The organism is Nocardioides sp. NPDC057767 (assembly GCF_042798275.1).
Taxonomy (GTDB): Bacteria; Actinomycetota; Actinomycetes; order Propionibacteriales; family Nocardioidaceae; genus Nocardioides.
Window position 1 is genome coordinate 1 of record NZ_JBHVKJ010000079.1, and the last position, 19198, is coordinate 19198.

The window sequence follows — 19198 nt, forward strand, 5'->3', positions numbered from 1 at the left end:
CGCCCCCGCAGAGCGCGACGCTGGTGGGCTGAGCACCCGCCTGGAGCGCTGCCGCGAGGGACGCGCCGAGGCAGCGGGGAATTTTCCCGCGTGGGCGGTAAAATGCCCGCGCTGCCCGCGCTTCATACGCGCACAATCCCGCCATGGCGGGATTCTGCCCCGCCCCCGCGAGCGCCCGAGGAGCCCACACATGACCGCTACCGATCCACAGCACCGCCAGCACGCCTACCGGGTCCGGCTCGACTGGGGACCGGTGGGCGCCGAGGCGATCGGGCCGGTGGACATCGCCGTCGTGGTGGACGTGCTCTCCTTCACCACGACGCTGACGGTCGCGGTCGAGCGCGGGATCGAGGTGTTCCCGTTCCGTTGGCGGGACGGCCGGGCGGAGGCGTACGCACGTGAGCACGACGCCGTTCTCGCGGTGCAACGTCAGGACGCGGAGCCTGGCCGGCCTTCCCTCTCGCCCGCGTCGTTGCGCGAGGCCGACGGTGTCCGTCGCTTGGTGCTGCCCTCGCCCAACGGCTCGACGATCAGCACCCTGCTCGCGGCGGGCGGTGCCACGGTCGTCGGTGCCTCGCTCCGCAACCGCACCGCGGTCGCCGAGTGGCTCGCGCCGCGCTGCGCCGACGGCGCGAGCGTCGCCTTCATCGCGTCGGGGGAGTGCTGGCCCGACGGCACGCTCCGCCCTGCGGTGGAGGACCTCTGGGGCGCGGGGGCGGTCCTCGACGCCCTCGACGCCCTCGACGCCCTCGACGCCCTCGACGCCCTCGATCTCTCGCCCGAGGCTGCGATGGCGCGTGACGCGTTCCGCGCTGCGGATCTCCCCGACGTACTCCATGCCTGCGCCGGTGGCCGGGAGCTGATCGCGAGGGGGTATGCCGACGACGTCGTCGTGGCGGCCGAGACGGACGGATCCTCGGTGTTGCCGCTGTTGCACGGCCGGTCCTTCCGGGCGGTTACGGAGAAAGTCACCGATCCGTGCTGAGGCGGCCCTCCAGGCCGATCTGCCAGTCGAAGAGCCCTCGCTCGACCAGCAGCGTGAGCAGGGTCTTGTCGAGCCCGGTCGCGATCGCGACGCCGATGAGCACCAGGACGACACCGAGCACCTTGTGGAAGGCGCCCTCGGGGTCGATCGCCCACCTGAGCCGGGCGATCAGCGCCCGCCCACCCACCATGACCGCGGCGAGCAGGATCGTCAGGCCGGCGACGTACGCGATCAGGTAGCCGAGCCCGCGCAGCGGCTCTGCCGGCAGGATGGCGGCCACGATCAGCGCGTACGTCGGGCTGCAGGCGCTGAAGACCGGCCCCATGCTCGCACCGAGGAGGACGTCACCGCCGACCCCGCGACGGCTGCTCGCGCGGGCCAGACGCTCCTGGGCGCGCGAGCCGAGCCCGAGCCGGAACACGACGGTGTCCCACAGCCGGGGCCACACCATCACGACACCGAAGAGCGCCACGATCACCCCGGAGACGATGCTCCAGAACCGTGGCGGCACGTCGATCAGCAGGGTCGTCGACTTCAGCACGACGCTGAACACGATGACCGAGGCACCGAGCGCGGCCACCGCGACCCATGGCCGCCGCTCGCCGGTCCCGCGGGAAAGGATCACTGGCACGAACGCCACCACGCACGGGGCGAGCACCGAGAGCGCTCCGGCGAGGAACGAGGCGAGCAGGAGCGTCACTGGGTGTTCTCGAGGATGGCGTCGACCGACTTGTCCTGGCCGTAGCCCGACCAGAGCCTGACCCGGGCACCCGAGGCGTCGACGCGTACGAAGGTCGACTGGATCGTCACCTCGTACTTCTTGCGCAGGTCGGTCGCGGAGTCGTAGTCGACCTTCAGGATCTGCGCTCCCTCAGGCACCTCGCCGCGCTTGATCGCCTCCTCGAAACCGCGGCACTCCGGGCACCACGGCGCGTGGAAGAAGAGGATGGTGTCGGTGTAGCAATCCTCGGCGACCGCCGCGGCCGAGTAGTCGGCGTAGCGGCCCTCGCAGGCCGGTGCGTCGGCGGGATCCGCGGCAGCGGTCTCTCCCGGAGCGGACGCGGCGGTCGACGGCGTCGAGGAGACCACGGGAGTGGCCGGTTCGCCGGCCTGTTCGGTGTCGGTGCCGCACCCGGCGGCGAGCAGGAGGAGAGCGATCACAGCCAGGACGCGACGTTTCATGTGGCTGGGTTCGGAGCGGCTTCCCCCGAAGATGGGCGTTGTGTGGCGCATACGTCCAAGTCAATCGGAGGGCAGTCGCTCGAACCACGACCAGGTGCCGTCGAGCAGCTGTTTCTCGGTGATGCCGTAGCTCGCCTCCAGCGCCCTGCCGGTGCCGGCGTGGAAGTCGTCGCTACCGCTCGGCAGGTGGAGGAAGAAGTCGTTGCAGAACTCCAGGAACCTCTTCATCCCACCGTTGTCGTCGATCAGCCACGAGACAGCGGCATGGGAGATCGCGTAGTCGATCGAGCCGTCTTCGCCCCACTCGGCATCGCCCGGGAGCGCTCGCTCGTGGGCCAGCAGCTGGTCGCGCTGCGCGTCCTCGCCGCAGATGTTGGCCTCGCAGCCCGAGAGGTACTCGGCGAGCCCCTCGTTGACCCAGGTGGGCACCAGGGCCGGACCGTAGACATGGCTCAGCTCGTGACGCAGCGTGCGCGCGTCCGTCGCCAGCCTGTTGGTCGCGACCGGGTTGTCCTTGATGACGGCCCCGGCGAAGGTGGCGGGGCTCGTCTTCGGGAGCCCGACGGCGTCGACCCAGAAGGTGACTGCGGCGGCGCCGTCATCGCCCTCGAAGGTGTCGCCGGGCGGTTTTCCGTTGTACGTCGCGTCGATGAGCAGCGGCACCTCCTCCTCGTCATCGCCGCGCCACACCGGTTCGAGGACCTTCTCGATCTCGGCGCGTGCGGTCGTGACCCGGCCCAGGAGATCGGCGGCACCGGTCGGCCCGTCGCGCTCGGTGACCACGACGACCGAGTGCCCCGCAGCCGCCACGACCGGACCGCCGAACCACGGCCGGCTGTACCTTTCCTCGGGCGCGGCACGGTCCCGTCCGATCACCCAGCCGCCGTCGTGGCGTACGAAGGTCATGTCGGTCGGGTGGGAGACGGGCGCCCGGTGCGCCTCCTCGAGCTGGGCCACCTCGGTGACCTGCGGGGCGAAGAGGACACCGTCGTTGCGGACCTCGTCCGGGGTCTGCTCGGTGTCCTTCACCTCGTAGGCGAGCGACTTCATCGGAAGCTCCTGGAGGTTGCCGAAGATGGCCTGCTGCTGGTCGACCAGCTTGCGGTCGCGGGGGTCGACGGTGGCGAGGAACGCCTCCTCGTCGCCCTGCAGGGCCGCCGTCGCGCGCTGGGCGAGCACCTTCTCGACCGCCTCGTAGTCGGCAGGAACGGGTTCGTACGGAGGATGCGACGGCGCCGGTGACGGCCCGGCGCCCCCGGGAAGCTCCGCGCAGCCGGCGGCGAGGAGGGCGACGAGCGCGAGCGCCGCAGCGCGTGCTCGGAGGTCCACGGCCGGAGTCTAGGGAGGCCCGGACGATCCCGCCCTGGAATTCTTCGCGCGGGCCGCCGTGCCCGAAGGGCTCACTGGAGAGCGGCGGTGAGGCGCAGCACGTTGTCGACGTACGCCGCGACCTTCGGCCGCGCGAGCCACTCCTCGAGCAGCAGCTCGCGGGAGATGGCCCGGTAGCCGTCCTCGACCTTCCGCAGCTGCGCCACCGGGTCGCCGTCGAAGAGCATCAGCGAGACCTCGTAGTTGAGGGCGAAGGAGCGCATGTCCATGTTGCTCGAGCCGAGCACGGCGACCTCGTCGTCGATGCTGAAGTGCTTGGAGTGCAGCACGGCCGGTTTGGGGTAGAGGTAGATGCGCACCCCGGCCTCCAGCAGCGCCTCGTAGTAGGAGCGCTGTGCGTGGTAGACCATGAACTGCTCCTTGCCCTCGCTGACGAAGAGCTCGACCTCGACGCCGCGGCGGGCGGCCGTGGTCACCGCGTACAACAGCGACTCGTCCGGCACGAAGTAGGGGCTGGTGATCGAGATCCGCTTCTTGGCGGCGTACATGAGATGGGTGAAGGCGCGCAGGTTGTTCTCGGCGTCGACGCCCGGGCCGCTGGGCACGATCTGTCCGGTGACGTCACCGGCGCGTGGTGCGGTGGCGGCCAGCTCTGCCCGCAGCAGCTCCCCGGTCTCGGTGTCCCAGTCGCTGGCGAACACGACGTTCAGCGCGGTCACCAGCGGACCCTCGATCCGGGCGTTCAGCTCGACCCACTCCCGGCCGGCCCGGTGGTTCTTCGGTTTGTTGTAGCCGGGCTCGATGAGGTTCTGCGAGCCGGTGAAGGCGACGCGACCGTCGACGACCAGGAGCTTGCGGTGGTTGCGCAGGTCGGGGCGGCGGATCTGGCCGCGCAGGGGGTTGATGGGGAGCAGCGGGTGCCAGTCGATGTCGGAGGCGTCGAGCCGCTTCTTGAGCGCGCGCCAGACCGGGATGCCGCGCGAGCCCAGGTGGTCGAGGAGCAGCCGCACCCGCACCCCGCGCGCCGCGGCCCGGTCCAGAGCGTCGAAGAACGGCTCGGTGACGTGGTCGCAGGCGGTGATGTAGAACTGCGCGTGCACGTAGTTCTCGGCCTGGTCCACCGCGGCCGTCATCGCCTCGACGGAGGCGGTGTAGTCGTCGATCAGATCGACCCGGTTCCCCGGCCTGGCCGGCAGTGAGCCGAGCCGCTCGTTCAGCTGGATCGTCGCCGCGTCGACCTCGGAGATCGTCGTCGGGTGCGGCGCCCTCGGCAGGCCGCGCACGTACTCGGTCACCTCGTCGTTGAGGGCCCGCTGGCGGGCGTGCCGCCGTCGGTCCAGCCGGGTCTGACCGAGCAGCAGGTAGCCGATCAGGCCGACCCCCGGGATGAAGAAGATGGCCAGCAGCCACGCCATCGCGCTGCTCGGGCGCCGGTTCTTCGGCACCACCCCGAGCGCGACCACCTTCACCAGCACGTCGATGACGTAGATCGACGTGCTCGTCACCTCCGCCGCATTCATGCGGCTCAGCATGCACCACCGCCACTCGTGTGGGAATCTTCTGACATGGTTCGACTCTTCCCCGCCGCCCGCCGTGCCATCGCCGCCGAGGAGGCCTCGCCGCCGGTCTGGGAGGTCGACGTCGCCGCCCAGCGCACCGAGGCCCGCAAGCTGGCTGCGGCCGAGGAGAAGGAGGAGGTCGCGGAGGTCACTGGGATCGACGCCGACGGGGTTCCGTGCCGGCTCTACACCCCCGAGGACGTACGCGAGGGGCTGATCGTCCACCTCCACGGCGGTGGCTTCGTCTTCAACGACGTCGAGGTCCACGACGCCGCGTGCCGGCGGCTGGCCAACCGGAGCGGGCTGCGGGTGCTGTCGGTCGACTACCGCAGGCCTCCCGAGGACCCCTATCCCGCGGCTCCCGACGACGTCGACACGGTCGTCAAGTGGCTGGCCAACGACCCGCTGCTGAGCACGCTGCCGGCGTACGTCCACGGCGACAGCGCCGGCGGCAACCTCGCCCTGGTCGCGGCGCTGCGCAACCCCGGCGTCTTCGGCGCGATGGTGCTGGTCTACCCGTTCCTCGACCCGTCGATGAGCACCCCGGGCTACTCGATGGAGGGCGGCTGGAACGAGGAGGCGGCCTGGTACTGGAAGCAGTACGCCGCGACCGACGCGGACCTCCGCAACCCCGACCTCGGTCCCTACCTCGCCTCCGACGAGGAGCTCCGCGGCCTGCCGCCGACGCTGATCGTCAGCGCCGAGGGCGACATCCTCATCGACGAGAACGAGGACTTCGCGCTGCGGCTCGCCGACCTCGGCGTCGAGGTCGTCGCTTTCCGGGCAGTCGGGCAGATCCACGGGTTCTGGCGCCACGGCACGACGTTCCCCGCGGCGGAGTCGGTGATGGCGATGACGGCCGGCTTCCTGGCCCAGCGCAGTTCGAGGGGGCGTCCGTGACCGAGCCCTACGACGTCACCGAGACCCGGGCCGCCTACGACACCGTCTCCAAGGCCTACGCCGAGATCGTCGACCCGTCCGTCACCGAGACCTCCTTCGACGCCGGGGTGTTGGACACGTTCGCCGCCTACGTACGTAAGGACGGTGGTGGGCTCGTCGGTGACATCGGCTGCGGACCCGGGCGGATCACCGCCTACCTGGCCGAGCGCGGGCTGGACGTCTTCGGGGTCGACCTGTCGACCGGGATGATCGCGCAGGCCATGGAGCGTCATCCGGCGCTCAGGTTCGAGGTCGGCGACATGGCCCGCCTGCCGCTGCGCGACGGTGAGCTCGCCGGGGTGCTGGCCTGGTACTCGCTCATCCACACCCCGCCCTCGCGCCGCCCCGACGTCATCGCCGAGCTCGCCCGGGTCACCCGACGCGGCGGCCGGTTCGTCACCGCGTTCCAGGTCGGCGACGAGCACGTACGCCACATCGGCGCCTACGGCCACGACGTCACCTTCGACGGCTACCGACTCCCCGTCGAGGCGACCAGCGCGCTGCTCGAGGAGGCGGGTTTCGAGGTCACCGCGACCGTGGTCCGCTCCGCCGAGGACTGGGAGCGGACCCCGCAGGCCTATCTCGTCGCGCGGCGGCGCTGACGGGATGGGGCGACCGGATAGGTTGCGCCCATGACGCAGCAGCCCTACCACGTACCCCGCTTCTACCTTCGCCAGAAGGTCACGCCCTTCGCCAACAAGTACGTCGCCCAGGCCGCCAACCCAGACGGCTCCGAGGGGCAGGTGCTCGCCTTCGCGCAGCAGAAGCGGCTGGCGTTCAAGGAGCAGGTCACGTTCTACGCCGACGAGTCGAAGTCGCAGGCGGTCTTCGCGTTCAAGGCGCGCGCGGTGATGGACCTCAACGCGGGCTACGACGTCACCGACGCGAACGGCGCTGCGCTGGGGTTCTTCCGCAAGGACTTCGGCAAGAGCCTGCTGCGCTCGACCTTCCACGTCGAGGGGCCGGGCTACGCCGGCACCGGTCAGGAGCGCAACCAGCTGGTCGCGATCCTGCGTCGCTTCACCGAGCTCGACTTCCTGCCGATCCACTTCGACTACGTGTCCTCCGAGGGTCAGCCGCTGATCTCCATCGAGCGCCGCTTCGCCTTCCGTGACAAGTACACGATCACCGTCCACGACCCCCGCGTCGACTTCCGGGTCGCTGCCGCCGTCGCGGTCGCGATGGACGCCTTGATGCAGCGCTGACCCGTTCGGCTCAGGGCTGGTCCGCCTGGTCCAGATGCCGGCGGACCAGGCCGAGCAGCTTGTGGTGGGTCGCGGCGTCGGCCGCGGCGATCATCCCGCGGCCGGTGTGGATCGGGTCGCCGTTGAGGTCGGTGACGACGCAGCCCGCTGCCTGGCACAGCGCGATGCCCGCGGTGAAGTGGACACTGCCCTCGAGGTGGCCGTCGGTGACGTACGCCGCCCGCCGGCCGGCCGCGACCCACGCGACCGCGAGCGTCGAGGACATCACCCGCGGCCCGAACTCGGCGCGCAGACGCGGGTCGGCGACCAGCTGCCCACCGACGAACGGCCGGTCGAGCATTCCGTCGCACTGGATGTCGACGAGCCTGGTGCGCGGCGTCGGGCTGAGGACGGTGTCGCCGCCGCGCTGGCGGATCCGGGCCGTGACCCCGTCGGTCCAGAAGATCTCCTCGCTGATCGGGTCGGCCGAGACCGCCGCCCGGACTCCGTCGGGCGTCAACAGCGCGACGTTCACCGCGGCCAGCGGGGTCTGGGCGGCGAAGTTGAGGGTCCCGCAGAGCGGGTCCACCAGCCACCTCCGCTCGCTGTCACCGGTGCGGCCGGTCTCCTCGCCCTCGAAGGCGTCCTCGGGCCGGTAGGTCGCGATCGTCTCCCGGATCGCCTTCTCCGAGGCGATGTCCGCCTCGGTCGCGAAGTCTGTGGGCGACTTGTCGAAGTGGCTCAGATCGGTGCCGTACATCTCTCGTACGACCGCCGCCCCCGCCGTCGCCGCCGCGATCGCGACCGCCTCGTCCGGAAATGCTCGTCGGAAGGCGTCGATCGCCGGATCGGGGGAATCTTCCGGCTCATCGCCGATGAAGACCGCCACCACCTCGGCCGCGGGATCCTCGATCAGCGCCGGCAGGATCCGGTCGCGCCAGCTCCACAGATTGGGGTGGTCGTACTCGACGTACGCCTCGGCCGGGGAGATCAGCTCGATCGCCCGCTCGAGCTGCTCCCTGGTCATCCGGTACGCCGAGGTGCCGCTCGTGTGCCCGACCACCGTCGCGATCACCACCGCCGGGAGGCGGTGACCGTAGGCGTTGACCAGCGGGAAGTGCTCTGGTCTGTGGGTCGTCGCTGCCGAGGGGCGGAGCCCGACGCCGTGGGCCTGTGGGGGAGTCCAGCCGTCGATGGCTGTCTCGAACCGTGTTCGTGCCGCGAGGATCTCGTCCATCGTCTTCCACTGGGTCACGCTGGGGGAATCTATCTGTGTGCGCCTCGTGGTCGGGAGTGTTTTTCGGTTGGTCTGCTGGCGTGGGCCGCCGGACCCGTTCCTGGTCGACCACGCGTCCCGGCTGACCGCCAACGAACTCCGCATCGTCGGGCGACGGATCCTCGCCGAGATCGACCCCCGAACGATTCGAGGCAGTCGAGGCAAAGGCGTTGCAGCGAGAAGGCGCATGCGGTTACGCGACAAGTGCTGCCGAGCCGACATGGTGCTGCTGTGTTCGCGTGACCATCGCCGGATCCACGACCCGAGCCACGGCTGTGAGCGGCTTCCCGACGGTCGGATCCGGTTCACCCCGGCGTACTCGAGCCTGCTTTCCCCACTGGCGCGGTTTCTTTCCCACGCCGGGGTCGGTTCCCGCTGCTCCGGAGCGTGGGGAACTACCTCACGGGTGGGGAAGCAGCCCCAGCGGTGGCGAGAGCCCGCCCCGCCGGGTCCCAAGCCCGCGCTGTACCCGAAATTCTGCGGCGCCACATTGCCGCCACCAGCCCGAAGAGAGACACCAACCCACCAAATCCAAAGATGAGGCACAGGTAGGAGAGGATGGGTGCATGCGCGTCCACATCGGCTGTGACCACGCCGGTCTCGAACTGAAGTCCCACCTGATCAACCGCCTGACGGAGCTCGGCTACGAGCCTGTCGACCACGGCCCGTTCGTCTACGACGCACTCGACGACTACCCGGTCTTCTGCATCCGGGCGGCCGAGGGTGTGGCTCGTGACCGCGAGAAGGGGCTCGACAGCCTCGGGGTCGTGATCGGGGGCTCGGGCAACGGTGAGCAGATGGCGGCCAACAAGGTGACCGGTATCCGCTGCGCGCTCGCCTGGAGCGAGGAGACGGCCAAGCTCGCCCGGGACCACAACAACGCCCAGGTCGTCGCGGTCGGTGGCCGGATGCACAGCCTCGAGGACATGACGAAGTTCGTCGAGATCTTCCTGGCGGAGCCGTTCAGCGAGGACGAGCGGCACGTACGCCGCATCGACCAGCTCCACGCCTACGACGCCGACGGTGTGCGTCCGCCGCTCCCGGACTCGGCCAAGGGCCTGGGGCCGGCCGAGGACCAGGACTGATCCGGAGATGCCCGAGGGGCACACGCTCCACCGCCTCGCGCTCGATCTGAGCGATGCCTTCGCCGGCGAGCAGGTCCGGGTCAGCAGCCCGCAGGGCCGGTTCGCCGACTCCGCCGCGCTCCTCGACGGTCAGGTCGCCGCCGGCGCGGAGGCGTGGGGCAAGCAGCTGTTCCTCGAGTTCCCGGGGGAGCAGTACGTCCACATCCACCTCGGCCTCTACGGCAAGCTCGACCTGAGGCCCTACACGGGCGAGCCACCGCTCCCGGTCGGCCAGGTCCGCCTGAGGGTGGTCTCGACAAGCTCGACCGGCGAGGGCGGAACCTACGCCGACCTGCGCGGCGCCACCACCTGCAACCTGGTCACCGCGGCCCAGCGCGATGCGGTGGTCGCGAGGCTCGGGCCCGACCCGCTGCGCGACGACGCCGACCCGAGCCGGGCATGGCTGCGGATCAGCCGGAGCCGGACGACCATCGGGGCGCTGCTGATGGACCAGTCCGTCCTGGCCGGGGTGGGCAACGTCTACCGTGCCGAGGTGCTCTTCCGGCACCGGATCGACCCGATGCGACCCGGCAACACCCTGCGCCGGCAGCAGTGGGACGCCATCTGGGAGGACCTGGTCGAGCTGATGAAGCTCGGCGTCCAGAGGAACCGGATCGACACCGTACGCGACGAGCACACGCCCGAGGCGATGGGCCGTCCGCCGCGCAAGGACGACCACGGCGGCGAGGTCTACGTCTACCGCCGCAACGGCCAGCCGTGCCTGGTCTGCGGCACGAGCGTACGCACCACCGAGCTGCAGCAGCGCAATCTGTTCTGGTGCCCCAGGTGCCAGCGCGCCTACCGGCCCCGGACGACCGTGAAGAAGTAGCCCGCACTACGCTCCGGCCTGCGAGAACGACCACGCAGCCCCCACCTCGAGACCTAGAGTGAGGCCATGTCGAGCCATGCCTTCGCAGACCGCTTGCGGAGCAGTGCGATCCGCCGCAGGTTCCGTGACCCGGAGCTGCGCGCGGTGCTGTGGCTCGGGCTGCTCACCATCGTCCTGACGGTGCTCGCGGCGGCTCAGGTGGGCTGGCTGCAGGTGGTCCCGGTGGCCGTCCTCACGGTGCCGTTGCTGCTCGGTGCGGTGCTGCTCGGGCCGCGTACGTTGAGCTGGTTCGTCGTCTTCGTGATGGTGATGATCGTGGTCGCCGCCAGCCGGCTCACGCTCTCCGACCGGGACGCCGCCGCGATCGGGGTGCACTTCCTGCTCGGTGCGATCGTGCTGTTCGTCGCGATGCGCCGCACCTACCTCGGGGTGGGCGGACTGAGCGACGAGCTGATGCTGCTCGACCTGACCCACAAGCTCGACCAGGGTGCGATCCCGCCGATGCCCTCCGGATGGCTCGCCGACTCGGCGGTGCTGCCCGCGGGCGGCACCCGGTTCGCCGGTGACTTCGTGGTGGCCGCACGGGTGGGCGAACGGCTCGAGGTCGTGGTCGTCGACGTCTCCGGCAAGGGGGAGCGAGCCGGCACCCGGGCGCTCCAGCTCTCCGGCGCGTTCGGCGGGCTCCTCGGCGCGGTCGCGCCGGCCGAGTTCCTCCCCGCCGCCAACCGTTACCTGCTGCGGCAGGACTGGCAGGAGGGCTTCGCCACCGCGGTCTACCTCTCGATCGATCTCGGCGACGGCGCCTACGAGATCCGCACCGCGGGTCACCCGCCCGCCCTCGTACGCCGCGCCTCGACCGGGCGCTGGGAGGAGGCCGAGAGCGACGGTCCCGTGCTCGGCCTCCTCGACGACGTCGACTTCGACGCCTGCGAGGGCGTGCTCGGCGTGGGCGACATGGTCATGCTCTACACCGATGGCGTGGTGGAGGCGCGGGGCGTCGATCTCGAGCACGGCATCGGCAATCTGGTCGCCACCGCCGACCATCTGGCCGTCACCGGACGAGGCGGGGGAGCGCGTCGGCTGCTCGAGGGACTGAGTGCCAGCTCCGACGATCGGGCCCTGGTCGCGGTCGGAAGACGGTGACGTAAACCGGTCAATAGGGGAGCCGGTTACAGGTGTGAGCCAGATCTATGGCAGGATTTCGCGGGTCGCACGAGGGCGTTGGCTCTCGCGTGCGCGGATGTAGCTCAATGGTAGAGCCTCAGTCTTCCAAACTGATTACGCGGGTTCGATTCCCGTCATCCGCTCCAAGTGCCATTCCCGCTGATTGGGGAGGGGCCCTTGACGGGGCGTAGCGTAGTGGCTAGCGCGCCTGCTTTGGGAGCAGGAGACCGCAGGTTCGAGTCCTGTCGCCCCGACATCTCCCCTGAAGTTCCATGCCCCTGCACGCGACACCATTCTCAGAAACAAACGACAGGAGACACCCTGTGAAGAGCGCCGTCGAGACGTTGAGCCCGACCCGGGCCAAGCTGACCGTCGAGGTGCCCTTCGAGGAGCTCAAGCCGAGCCTCGACGCGGCGTACAAGCAGATCGCCCAGCAGATCAACGTCCCCGGCTTCCGCCGTGGCAAGGTCCCGCCGCAGGTGATCGACAAGCAGGTCGGCCGCGGTGCGGTGCTCTCCGAGGCGGTCAACAACGTCCTCCCGCAGAAGTACTTCGACGCCCTCCAGGAGAACTCGCTCGAGCCGCTCGCGCAGCCCGAGATCGAGGTCACCAAGCTCGAGGACAACGAGGCGCTGGAGTTCACCGCCGAGGTCGACGTCAAGCCCGAGATCACGCTGCCCGACTACGAGGGCATCGAGGCCAAGGTCGACGACATCGAGCTCACCGACGCTGACGTCGAGGAGCAGATCCAGGCGATGCGCGAGCGCTTCGGCACCCTCAAGGACGTCGAGCGCGCCGCCGCCGACGGCGACTTCGTGGTCATCGACCTGAAGGCCACCAAGGACGGCGAGGACGTCGACGGCGCCGAGGCCGTCGGGATGAGCTACCAGGTCGGCAAGGGCGGCATGCTCGACGGCCTCGACGAGGCCATCACCGGTCTGTCCGCCGGCGAGTCCAAGGACTTCAAGAGCACCCTCGTGGGCGGTGAGCTGATCGGCCAGGAGGTCGATGTCAACGTCACCGTCAACCAGGTCCAGGAGCAGGAGCTCCCGGCCTACGACGACGACTTCGCCCAGCTCGCCAGCGAGTTCGACACCGTCAAGGAGCTCGAGGAGGACGTCCGCGGCCGCCTCGGCAACGGCAAGCGCCTCGAGCAGGCCGCCGCCGCCCGTGACGCCGTGCTGGAGGCGCTCCTGGAGAAGGTCGAGGTCCCGCTGCCCGAGACCATCGTGACCGAGGAGCTCAACGCCCGTCGTCAGGGCATCGAGCAGCAGCTCGGCTTCGCCGGCCTGACCTTCGACAAGTACCTCGAGGACGAGGGCCAGACGATCGAGGAGTTCGAGGCCGACCTCGAGCGCCGCGTCCGTGACGCCGTCGCCGCTCAGCTGATCCTCGACCAGATCGCCAAGGAGAAGGAGATCGGGGTCGAGCAGCAGGAGCTGACCGAGCACATGATGCGCCGTGCGCAGCAGTCTGGCCAGGACCCGCAGGAGTTCGTCAACCACATGCTCGAGCACAACCACGTGCCCGAGCTGGTCCAGGAGATCCTGCGCGGCAAGGCGCTGGCCCACCTGGTCGAGGCCGCCACGGTCACCGACGAGTCCGGCAACCACGTCGAGCTGAAGAACCTCCGTCCCGACGGCACCATCGGCGAGGACGAGCCCGAGGCCGAGGCGACCGACGAGGTCTCCGAGGACGCCGAGAAGGCTGACGCCTGATCTGCTCCAGACGTACGCCGCCCCTGCCCGATCCGGGCAGGGGCGGTCTCGTTTTCGCGCTACTGCGCGTCGAAGTTGTCGGTCGGGTCGCCGGAGACCTCGAGGTGCTTGGCCGCACAGTCGGTCTTCGACAGGCCCTGCTCGACACACCACTCCAGCGCGGGCCCGGAGGTGTCGCTGGGATAGGGCACGACGATGGCGTACATCCCCGGCTTCACGTACGAGCTCGGCCACTCACCGGTGTCGAGGAGCAGCACGTCGGGGTGGTCGGTCTTGATCTGCTGGTAGCGGCTCAGCGCCCGGTGCCAGTCGGCGTCACCGCCGGCGCCGGCGCCGACGGCCGCGAGCTGCGGGATCCAGGTGCCGATGAGCTTGCTGGCGGCCTCGGTGTCGAGCCGGGAGATGCGCAGCAGCTGGTGCTCCGGCGGCGCCTCCGGATCCACCGAGGGCTCGCCCGAGGGCTCGCTCGAGGGGCCGGTGCCGGTCGGGCCGGCGGACGGGTCCGCCTCGGACCGGGGAGTGCTCGGCCCGTCCTTGCCGAAGACGAAGCCGAGCACGCCGGCGACGATCACCAGGACGGCGATCATCACCAGGATCGGAGCGGTGCGGCCGCCGCCACGCGCCGGAGCCGGTGGGGGATCGTCACCGAAGAAGAACGTGCGCGTGCTGCGGGGCACGGCCGTGTCGTCGCCGATCTCGTCCGCGAAGAGCGGACGGTGCTGCTCCGGGGGAGCCAGCAACGAGGCGCCGCAGGCGATGCAGTAGATGGCCCCGGGCAGCTGGGGATCGCCGCACGACGGGCAGCGTGGCTCCTTCTCGTCGCTCACGGACCGACACCCCCTTCCCCATCCGACGGTAACCCGCGAACACCGCCATCGTCACGCAACACCAGTAACAACAGCATCACGGACACCATACGCGTGAGTGAACGCAAACGTACGGGATGCGGGTACGGGCATGTGATCTGAGGCACACGGAAGCCGTTCGGGTGGCACAGCTGGGCCTGTTGTCGGCGCGCAGGCCCTACGCTTCGAGGGTGACCTCCAGTCCTGAGACCGTCCGCGCCGTGGTCCTCAACGTCGAGGACGCCCCGCTCGACCCCGAAGCCGCGGAGCAGCTCGACCGCGGCCAGGGAAAGGTGGCCGGCCTGGTCGGCCTCGCCAAGCTCGCCTGGCGCATCACGGCCTTCGCGCGGCGCCCGTTCGCGGCGCCCTTCGCGCTCGCGGCGCCGATCGTCCGCGGTGTCGTCAACACCGACTCCGGTCCTGCCGTCGCGGTCCGCCACGGCGGCCGGATGGTCAGCCCGCGGGAGTGGGCGGCTGCTCAGCGCCAGACCGATACGAGCCCTCGTGTCCTCGTCCTGGTCCCGCCGGTGGGCAAGGACGAGAGCGTCTGGGTCGAGGGCTCCCAGGCCACCGGCGCGACGTACGCCGACCGGCTGGCCGACCTGCTCGGCTGGATGCCGCTGCACGTGCACGTGACCGCCGGCAGCACCTCGGTGCCCGCCGCAGTGGCGCTCAGCAGCCGGATCCAGGAGTGCGTCGACGCCCTCCCCGGGACACCGCGCATCGTCCTGGTCGGCTACGCCGGCGGCGGCCTGATCGCCCGCAACGCGCTCGGGGTGGCCACCTCCGGCGCCCGGCCGTGGACGACGTACGTCTCCGAGCTGATCGCCCTCGGCACGACCCCTTACGCGGTCACCTCCGCGCCGATCTCGGGTGGGGTCGGCAAGCAGATCGACGAGCACCTCGCCGGGATCGCCGTGGTCGGGGCCGACGAGGCGATGCTGCCGCCGCGCCCGGATGTCGACTACCTGCTGGTCACCGACGACGCGACCTCGCGGCCCAACCGGGTCGGCCGTCTCTTCGGGGAGATGCTGTGGTGGCGGCACAAGACGCCGCTGCGGTCGCGCCGTGTGCGCGACCTGTTCCCGACGGCGGAGCGCTTCACGCTCTCGACCGCCGAGACACCGTTGTCCAACCACCCGGCGGTCCACGACGCCCTGCTGCGCTGGCTCGCCTGAGCCCGGGCCGAGCGAATACGCCGTCGGCGAACATTGGCACACCAGCCGTGGAACAACTGGCTGTGGCGGCTAGTGTCGATCCTGTGAACATCGACTCCAGCGCGGCTGACGCTCACGCCGGTGCCCCAGGGCTCTCCCCGAGCCTGGGCGGCAACGGCGGCGGTCTGAGCCTTCTCGACGACAACATCTACAACCGACTGCTGCGGGAGCGCATCGTCTTCCTCGGCTCCGAGGTCCGCGACCAGAACGCCAACGCGATCTGCGCGCAGCTCCTGCTGCTCTCCGCGGAGGACCCCGAGGCCGACATCTTCCTTCACATCAACTCGCCCGGTGGCTCGGTGGATGCCGGCATGGCCATCTACGACACGATGAACTACATCCCCAACGACGTGGCCACCGTCGGCATGGGCCTGGCCGCCTCGATGGGCCAGTTCCTGCTCTGCGCCGGCGCGAAGGGCAAGCGCTACGCGCTGCCGCACGCGCGGATCATGATGCACCAGCCCTCCTCGGGCATGGGCGGTTCGGCCTCGGACATCAAGATCCAGGCCCAGCAGTCCCTGCACATCAAGAAGGTGCTCCTGGAGCTGATCAGCGAGCACACCGGCCAGAGCGTCGAGCAGGTGACGATCGACGCCGACCGTGACCGCTGGTTCACCGCTGCCGAGGCGCTCGACTACGGCCTGGTCGACCAGGTCATCAAGAGCGCGAAGGAAGCCTCCGACGAGGGCCGCCCCGCCCACAAGAAGGACTGAGGACATGAACTACTACATCCCGCAGTGGGAGGAGCGTACGTCCTACGGCGTCCGCCGGATCGACCCCTACGCCAAGCTCTTCGAGGACCGGATCATCTACCTGGGCACCCCGATCAGCGACGATGTCGCCAACGCGGTCATCGCCCAGCTGCTCTGCCTGCAGTCGATGAACCCGGACCAGGACATCTCGATCTACATCAACAGCCCGGGTGGCTCGTTCACGGCCTGCACCGCGATCTACGACACGATGCAGTTCATCAAGCCGGACGTGCAGACCGTCTGCATCGGCCAGGCCGCCTCGGCCGCCGCGATCCTGCTCGGCGCGGGTGCCAAGGGCAAGCGGATGGCGCTGCCCAACAGCCGCATCCTGATCCACCAGCCCTACACCGAGGGCACCTTCGGCCAGACCTCCGACATCGAGATCCAGGCCAACGAGATCCTGCGGATGCGTGAGCTGCTCGAGAAGATGATCGCCGACCACAGCGGCAAGTCGATGGACGAGGTCAGCCACGACATCGAGCGCGACAAGATCCTCACCGCCGCGCAGGCGGTGGAGTACGGCCTGATCGACTCGGTGCTCGAGTCGCTCAAGACGCCGGCGCTCGTTTGACCCTCGGGCCCCGCGCCGCTCCCACATCGAAGGCGCGGCGCGGGGTACCGTCAGTAACTATTCGGACCTAGCAGCACAAGTCGGGGAAGGAAGGCCACTCGTGGCACGCATCGGCGACGGAGGTGACCTGCTGAAGTGCTCCTTCTGCGGGAAGAGCCAGAAGCAGGTCAAGAAGCTCATCGCGGGTCCCGGCGTCTACATCTGCGACGAGTGCATCGACCTCTGCAACGAGATCATCGAGGAGGAGCTCAACGAGGGCTCCGAGGTGGAGATCGCCGACCTCCCCAAGCCGAAGGAGATCTTCGACTTCCTCAACTCCTACGTCATCGGCCAGGAGCAGGCGAAGAAGTCGCTCGCGGTGGCGGTCTACAACCACTACAAGCGCGTCCAGGCCGGCCTGCAGCCCGGTGGCCCGCAGGGCCCCGGCAAGCACGCCAAGGAGGAGCAGGTCGAGGTCGCCAAGTCCAACATCTTGGTGATCGGCCCGACCGGCTGCGGCAAGACCTACCTGGCGCAGACGCTGGCCCGGATGCTCAACGTGCCGTTCGCGATCGCGGACGCCACGGCGCTGACCGAGGCGGGCTACGTCGGTGAGGATGTCGAGAACATCCTCCTCAAGCTGATCCAGGCCGCCGACTACGACGTCAAGAAGGCCGAGACCGGCATCATCTACATCGACGAGATCGACAAGGTGGCCCGCAAGGCGGAGAACCCCTCGATCACGCGCGACGTCTCCGGTGAGGGCGTGCAGCAGGCGCTGCTGAAGATCATCGAGGGCACCACCGCCTCGGTGCCGCCGCAGGGTGGCCGCAAGCACCCGCACCAGGAGTTCATCCAGATCGACACCACCAACATCCTCTTCGTGGTGGGTGGCGCGTTCGCCGGTCTGGAGCACATCATCGAGCAGCGGGTCGGCAAGAAGACCCTCGGCTTCACCGCAGAGGTGCGTGGCAAGGCCGAGAAGGAGGCCGAGGACCTCCTGAAGCTCGTCCGCCCCGAGGACCTCACCAAGTTCGGTCTGATCCCGGAGTTCATCGGCCGGCTGCCGCTGATCGCGAGCGTCGAGAAGCTCGACCAGGCCGCCCTGGTGAAGATCCTGACCGAGCCGCGCAACGCGCTGGTGAAGCAGTATCAGAAGCTCTTCGACCTCGACGGCGTCGACCTCGAGTTCACCGACGACGCGGTCACCGCGATCGCTGACAAGGCCCTCGAGCGTGGCACCGGTGCCCGAGGTCTGCGGGCGATCATCGAAGAGGTCCTCCTCTACGTGATGTACGACGTGCCCTCCCGTGGCGACATCGGCAAGGTGATCGTCACCCGCGAGGTGGTCGAGGACGGCGAGATGCCGACCCTCGTGCCGCGCGAGAAGGAGACCAAGAAGAAGTCGGCCTAGTCCGTTTGGGTCATTTTCCCCGTCCGGGTCGGTATCGGCCCGGGCGGTCGGACACAATACGCACTGATGATCGTCTGTACCTTTCCAGCTCCGTCACTCGGTAGGGAAGTGGGCACGTGAGGTTCCAGAGGGGCCCGGTGGTGGCCTACGCCGCCGTAGTGCTCATCGGCCTGCTCGTGGTCGTCCAGACCCTCAGCCCGGACGTGTCCGCCCTGCACCGGGTGCCGCGCACGCTCTCGGGCCAGGCCGACTTCACCGTGATCCCGCCGGCGCCGGATCCCGACGTCTCCGGGGTCTCGACGATTCCCAGCGCGGCCGCGGATGCGGACCAGGGCCGCGACCAGGAGTCCGCCGAGCCGGGCCGCCAGGGTGACGAGAAGCCGGACGTGAAGCCCTCTGCGCCCGCCGAGCCCGACGCACCGTCCTCCGGGGGGCCGACGACGCCCGCCGATCCCGGCGAGGACGGCGACGCGACGCCGCCCACGCTGGTGCCGCCGGTCGGCCCGGTTCCGGGCATCATGGCTCCGCTGCTGTGGCCGTTCGTGGCCGAGGAGGACGCCAGGCCCGTCGACGAGGCGGTGCCGATGTTCCTGCGCCAGCTGATCGCGGCCGACGCCGGTGTCCCGGTCGAGGATCTCCCGCTGGAGGAGCCCAAGAAGGACCGGGAGAGCGACGAGGCGACCGAGGAGACGAAGGATCCCGCCGAGGAGTCGGAGACTCCCAAGTCGGAGGTCGAGAAGATCGCCGAGGACGCCTGCGAGCTCACCGCTGCGATCGTCGAGGACGTGAAGACGCTTCCGGGGGCGAACGAGGACGGTTCGGAGCCGGAGGCCACGCCGGAGTGCGGCGAGGCGTGCGCTGAGCCGAAGAGCCCGGTAGGGTCATCGCCCGCAGCCGACCCCGAGGTCACTGCCGATTCCACCGAGCCGTCCGACGCTTCGTCGACGGAGGCACCGGAGCCGGAGCAGGAGCCGAAGGAAGGCAGCGACGACGACAAGGCTTGCGCTGAGAAGTCGGTGCAGTAGGGATCACTCCGATGGCGACCCGCACCACGCCGGAGTGACCGGCCGAGCGAGTCCCCCCGGACGCTGGGCTGGAGTGAGGGACGAAGCAGGCCCCGGACCGCATCGC

At 69.7% G+C, this 19198-nt stretch carries 19 protein-coding genes and 2 tRNA genes; 15 read left to right on the forward strand and 6 right to left on the reverse strand.

What is annotated here, in order from left to right; genetic code table 11:
• Positions 1-190: 190 nt before the first annotated feature.
• Positions 191-985, forward strand: coding sequence for a 2-phosphosulfolactate phosphatase (locus tag ACFVDI_RS26330; protein WP_378911818.1), 795 nt, complete (start codon positions 191-193; stop codon positions 983-985).
• On the opposite strand, the gene ACFVDI_RS26335 is transcribed toward ACFVDI_RS26330, so the two are convergent.
• The 4 genes from ACFVDI_RS26335 to cls form a co-directional block, all read right to left on the reverse strand.
• Positions 969-1685 (reverse strand): cytochrome c biogenesis CcdA family protein, encoded by a 717-nt coding sequence (locus ACFVDI_RS26335; RefSeq protein ID WP_378911821.1) that lies wholly within the window; start codon positions 1683-1685, stop codon positions 969-971. The two genes, ACFVDI_RS26330 and ACFVDI_RS26335, sit on opposite strands and share 17 nt — an antisense overlap.
• Positions 1682-2146: a thioredoxin family protein gene (locus ACFVDI_RS26340; RefSeq protein ID WP_378911822.1), complete on the reverse strand. Its 465-nt coding sequence runs from the start codon at positions 2144-2146 to the stop codon at positions 1682-1684. Before ACFVDI_RS26340 ends, ACFVDI_RS26335 begins: the two co-directional genes overlap by 4 nt.
• A gap of 81 nt (positions 2147-2227) precedes the next feature.
• Positions 2228-3496 carry a hypothetical protein gene (locus ACFVDI_RS26345; RefSeq protein WP_378911823.1) on the reverse strand — a complete coding sequence of 423 codons (1269 nt, stop codon included), beginning with the start codon at positions 3494-3496 and terminating at the stop codon, positions 2228-2230.
• A 71-nt stretch (positions 3497-3567) separates the two neighbouring features.
• Positions 3568-5016, reverse strand: a complete 1449-nt coding sequence (gene cls, locus ACFVDI_RS26350; RefSeq protein ID WP_378911824.1) for a cardiolipin synthase — start codon at positions 5014-5016, stop codon at positions 3568-3570.
• A gap of 45 nt (positions 5017-5061) precedes the next feature.
• Between cls and ACFVDI_RS26355 the strand changes: the two genes are divergently transcribed.
• The 3 genes from ACFVDI_RS26355 to ACFVDI_RS26365 are packed head-to-tail and all read left to right on the forward strand — an operon-like array spanning position 5062 to position 7199.
• A complete protein-coding gene (locus tag ACFVDI_RS26355) occupies positions 5062-5955 on the forward strand; it encodes an alpha/beta hydrolase (protein WP_378911825.1) in 894 nt (297 codons plus the stop codon).
• The gene (locus tag ACFVDI_RS26360; protein WP_378911827.1) at positions 5952-6596 is read left to right on the forward strand and encodes a methyltransferase domain-containing protein; all 645 of its coding nucleotides are present in this window, start codon (positions 5952-5954) and stop codon (positions 6594-6596) included. The genes ACFVDI_RS26355 and ACFVDI_RS26360 overlap by 4 nt, the downstream gene beginning before the upstream one ends.
• Positions 6597-6626: 30 nt before the next feature.
• Complete coding sequence (locus ACFVDI_RS26365) at positions 6627-7199, forward strand: hypothetical protein (RefSeq protein WP_378911828.1); 573 nt, start codon at positions 6627-6629, stop codon at positions 7197-7199.
• A 10-nt stretch (positions 7200-7209) separates the two neighbouring features.
• On the opposite strand, the gene ACFVDI_RS26370 is transcribed toward ACFVDI_RS26365, so the two are convergent.
• Positions 7210-8433 carry an inositol monophosphatase family protein gene (locus tag ACFVDI_RS26370; RefSeq protein WP_378911829.1) on the reverse strand — a complete coding sequence of 408 codons (1224 nt, stop codon included), beginning with the start codon at positions 8431-8433 and terminating at the stop codon, positions 7210-7212.
• Between the two features lie 587 nt (positions 8434-9020).
• Between ACFVDI_RS26370 and ACFVDI_RS26375 the strand changes: the two genes are divergently transcribed.
• From ACFVDI_RS26375 to tig, 6 genes are all read left to right on the forward strand, one after another.
• A complete protein-coding gene (locus ACFVDI_RS26375; RefSeq protein ID WP_165113273.1) occupies positions 9021-9539 on the forward strand; it encodes a ribose-5-phosphate isomerase in 519 nt (172 codons plus the stop codon).
• Between the two features lie 7 nt (positions 9540-9546).
• A complete protein-coding gene (locus tag ACFVDI_RS26380) occupies positions 9547-10407 on the forward strand; it encodes an Fpg/Nei family DNA glycosylase (protein ID WP_378911831.1) in 861 nt (286 codons plus the stop codon).
• Positions 10408-10473: 66 nt separating this feature from the next.
• Positions 10474-11550 carry a PP2C family protein-serine/threonine phosphatase gene (locus ACFVDI_RS26385; RefSeq protein ID WP_378911832.1) on the forward strand — a complete coding sequence of 359 codons (1077 nt, stop codon included), beginning with the start codon at positions 10474-10476 and terminating at the stop codon, positions 11548-11550.
• Positions 11551-11643: 93 nt separating this feature from the next.
• Positions 11644-11717, forward strand: a tRNA-Gly gene (locus ACFVDI_RS26390).
• A 35-nt stretch (positions 11718-11752) separates the two neighbouring features.
• Positions 11753-11825: transfer RNA gene (locus ACFVDI_RS26395), tRNA-Pro, on the forward strand.
• A gap of 69 nt (positions 11826-11894) precedes the next feature.
• The gene (tig, locus tag ACFVDI_RS26400; protein ID WP_378911833.1) at positions 11895-13289 is read left to right on the forward strand and encodes a trigger factor; all 1395 of its coding nucleotides are present in this window, start codon (positions 11895-11897) and stop codon (positions 13287-13289) included.
• A gap of 59 nt (positions 13290-13348) precedes the next feature.
• Here the strand turns inward: tig and ACFVDI_RS26405 are convergent, their stop codons facing one another.
• A complete protein-coding gene (locus ACFVDI_RS26405; RefSeq protein ID WP_378911834.1) occupies positions 13349-14116 on the reverse strand; it encodes a hypothetical protein in 768 nt (255 codons plus the stop codon).
• Between the two features lie 209 nt (positions 14117-14325).
• Between ACFVDI_RS26405 and ACFVDI_RS26410 the strand changes: the two genes are divergently transcribed.
• From ACFVDI_RS26410 to ACFVDI_RS26430, 5 genes are all read left to right on the forward strand, one after another.
• A complete protein-coding gene (locus ACFVDI_RS26410) occupies positions 14326-15312 on the forward strand; it encodes a hypothetical protein (protein ID WP_378911835.1) in 987 nt (328 codons plus the stop codon).
• Between the two features lie 89 nt (positions 15313-15401).
• Positions 15402-16064, forward strand: a complete 663-nt coding sequence (locus ACFVDI_RS26415; protein ID WP_378911838.1) for an ATP-dependent Clp protease proteolytic subunit — start codon at positions 15402-15404, stop codon at positions 16062-16064.
• 4 nt (positions 16065-16068) lie between these two features.
• Positions 16069-16674 (forward strand): ATP-dependent Clp protease proteolytic subunit, encoded by a 606-nt coding sequence (locus ACFVDI_RS26420; protein WP_008358568.1) that lies wholly within the window; start codon positions 16069-16071, stop codon positions 16672-16674.
• Positions 16675-16774: 100 nt separating this feature from the next.
• On the forward strand, positions 16775-18067 hold the full coding sequence (gene clpX / locus ACFVDI_RS26425) for an ATP-dependent Clp protease ATP-binding subunit ClpX (protein WP_328531893.1): 1293 nt from the start codon (positions 16775-16777) through the stop codon (positions 18065-18067).
• Positions 18068-18183: 116 nt separating this feature from the next.
• On the forward strand, positions 18184-19092 hold the full coding sequence (locus ACFVDI_RS26430; RefSeq protein ID WP_378911837.1) for a hypothetical protein: 909 nt from the start codon (positions 18184-18186) through the stop codon (positions 19090-19092).
• The last annotated feature ends 106 nt before the right edge of the window (positions 19093-19198 follow it).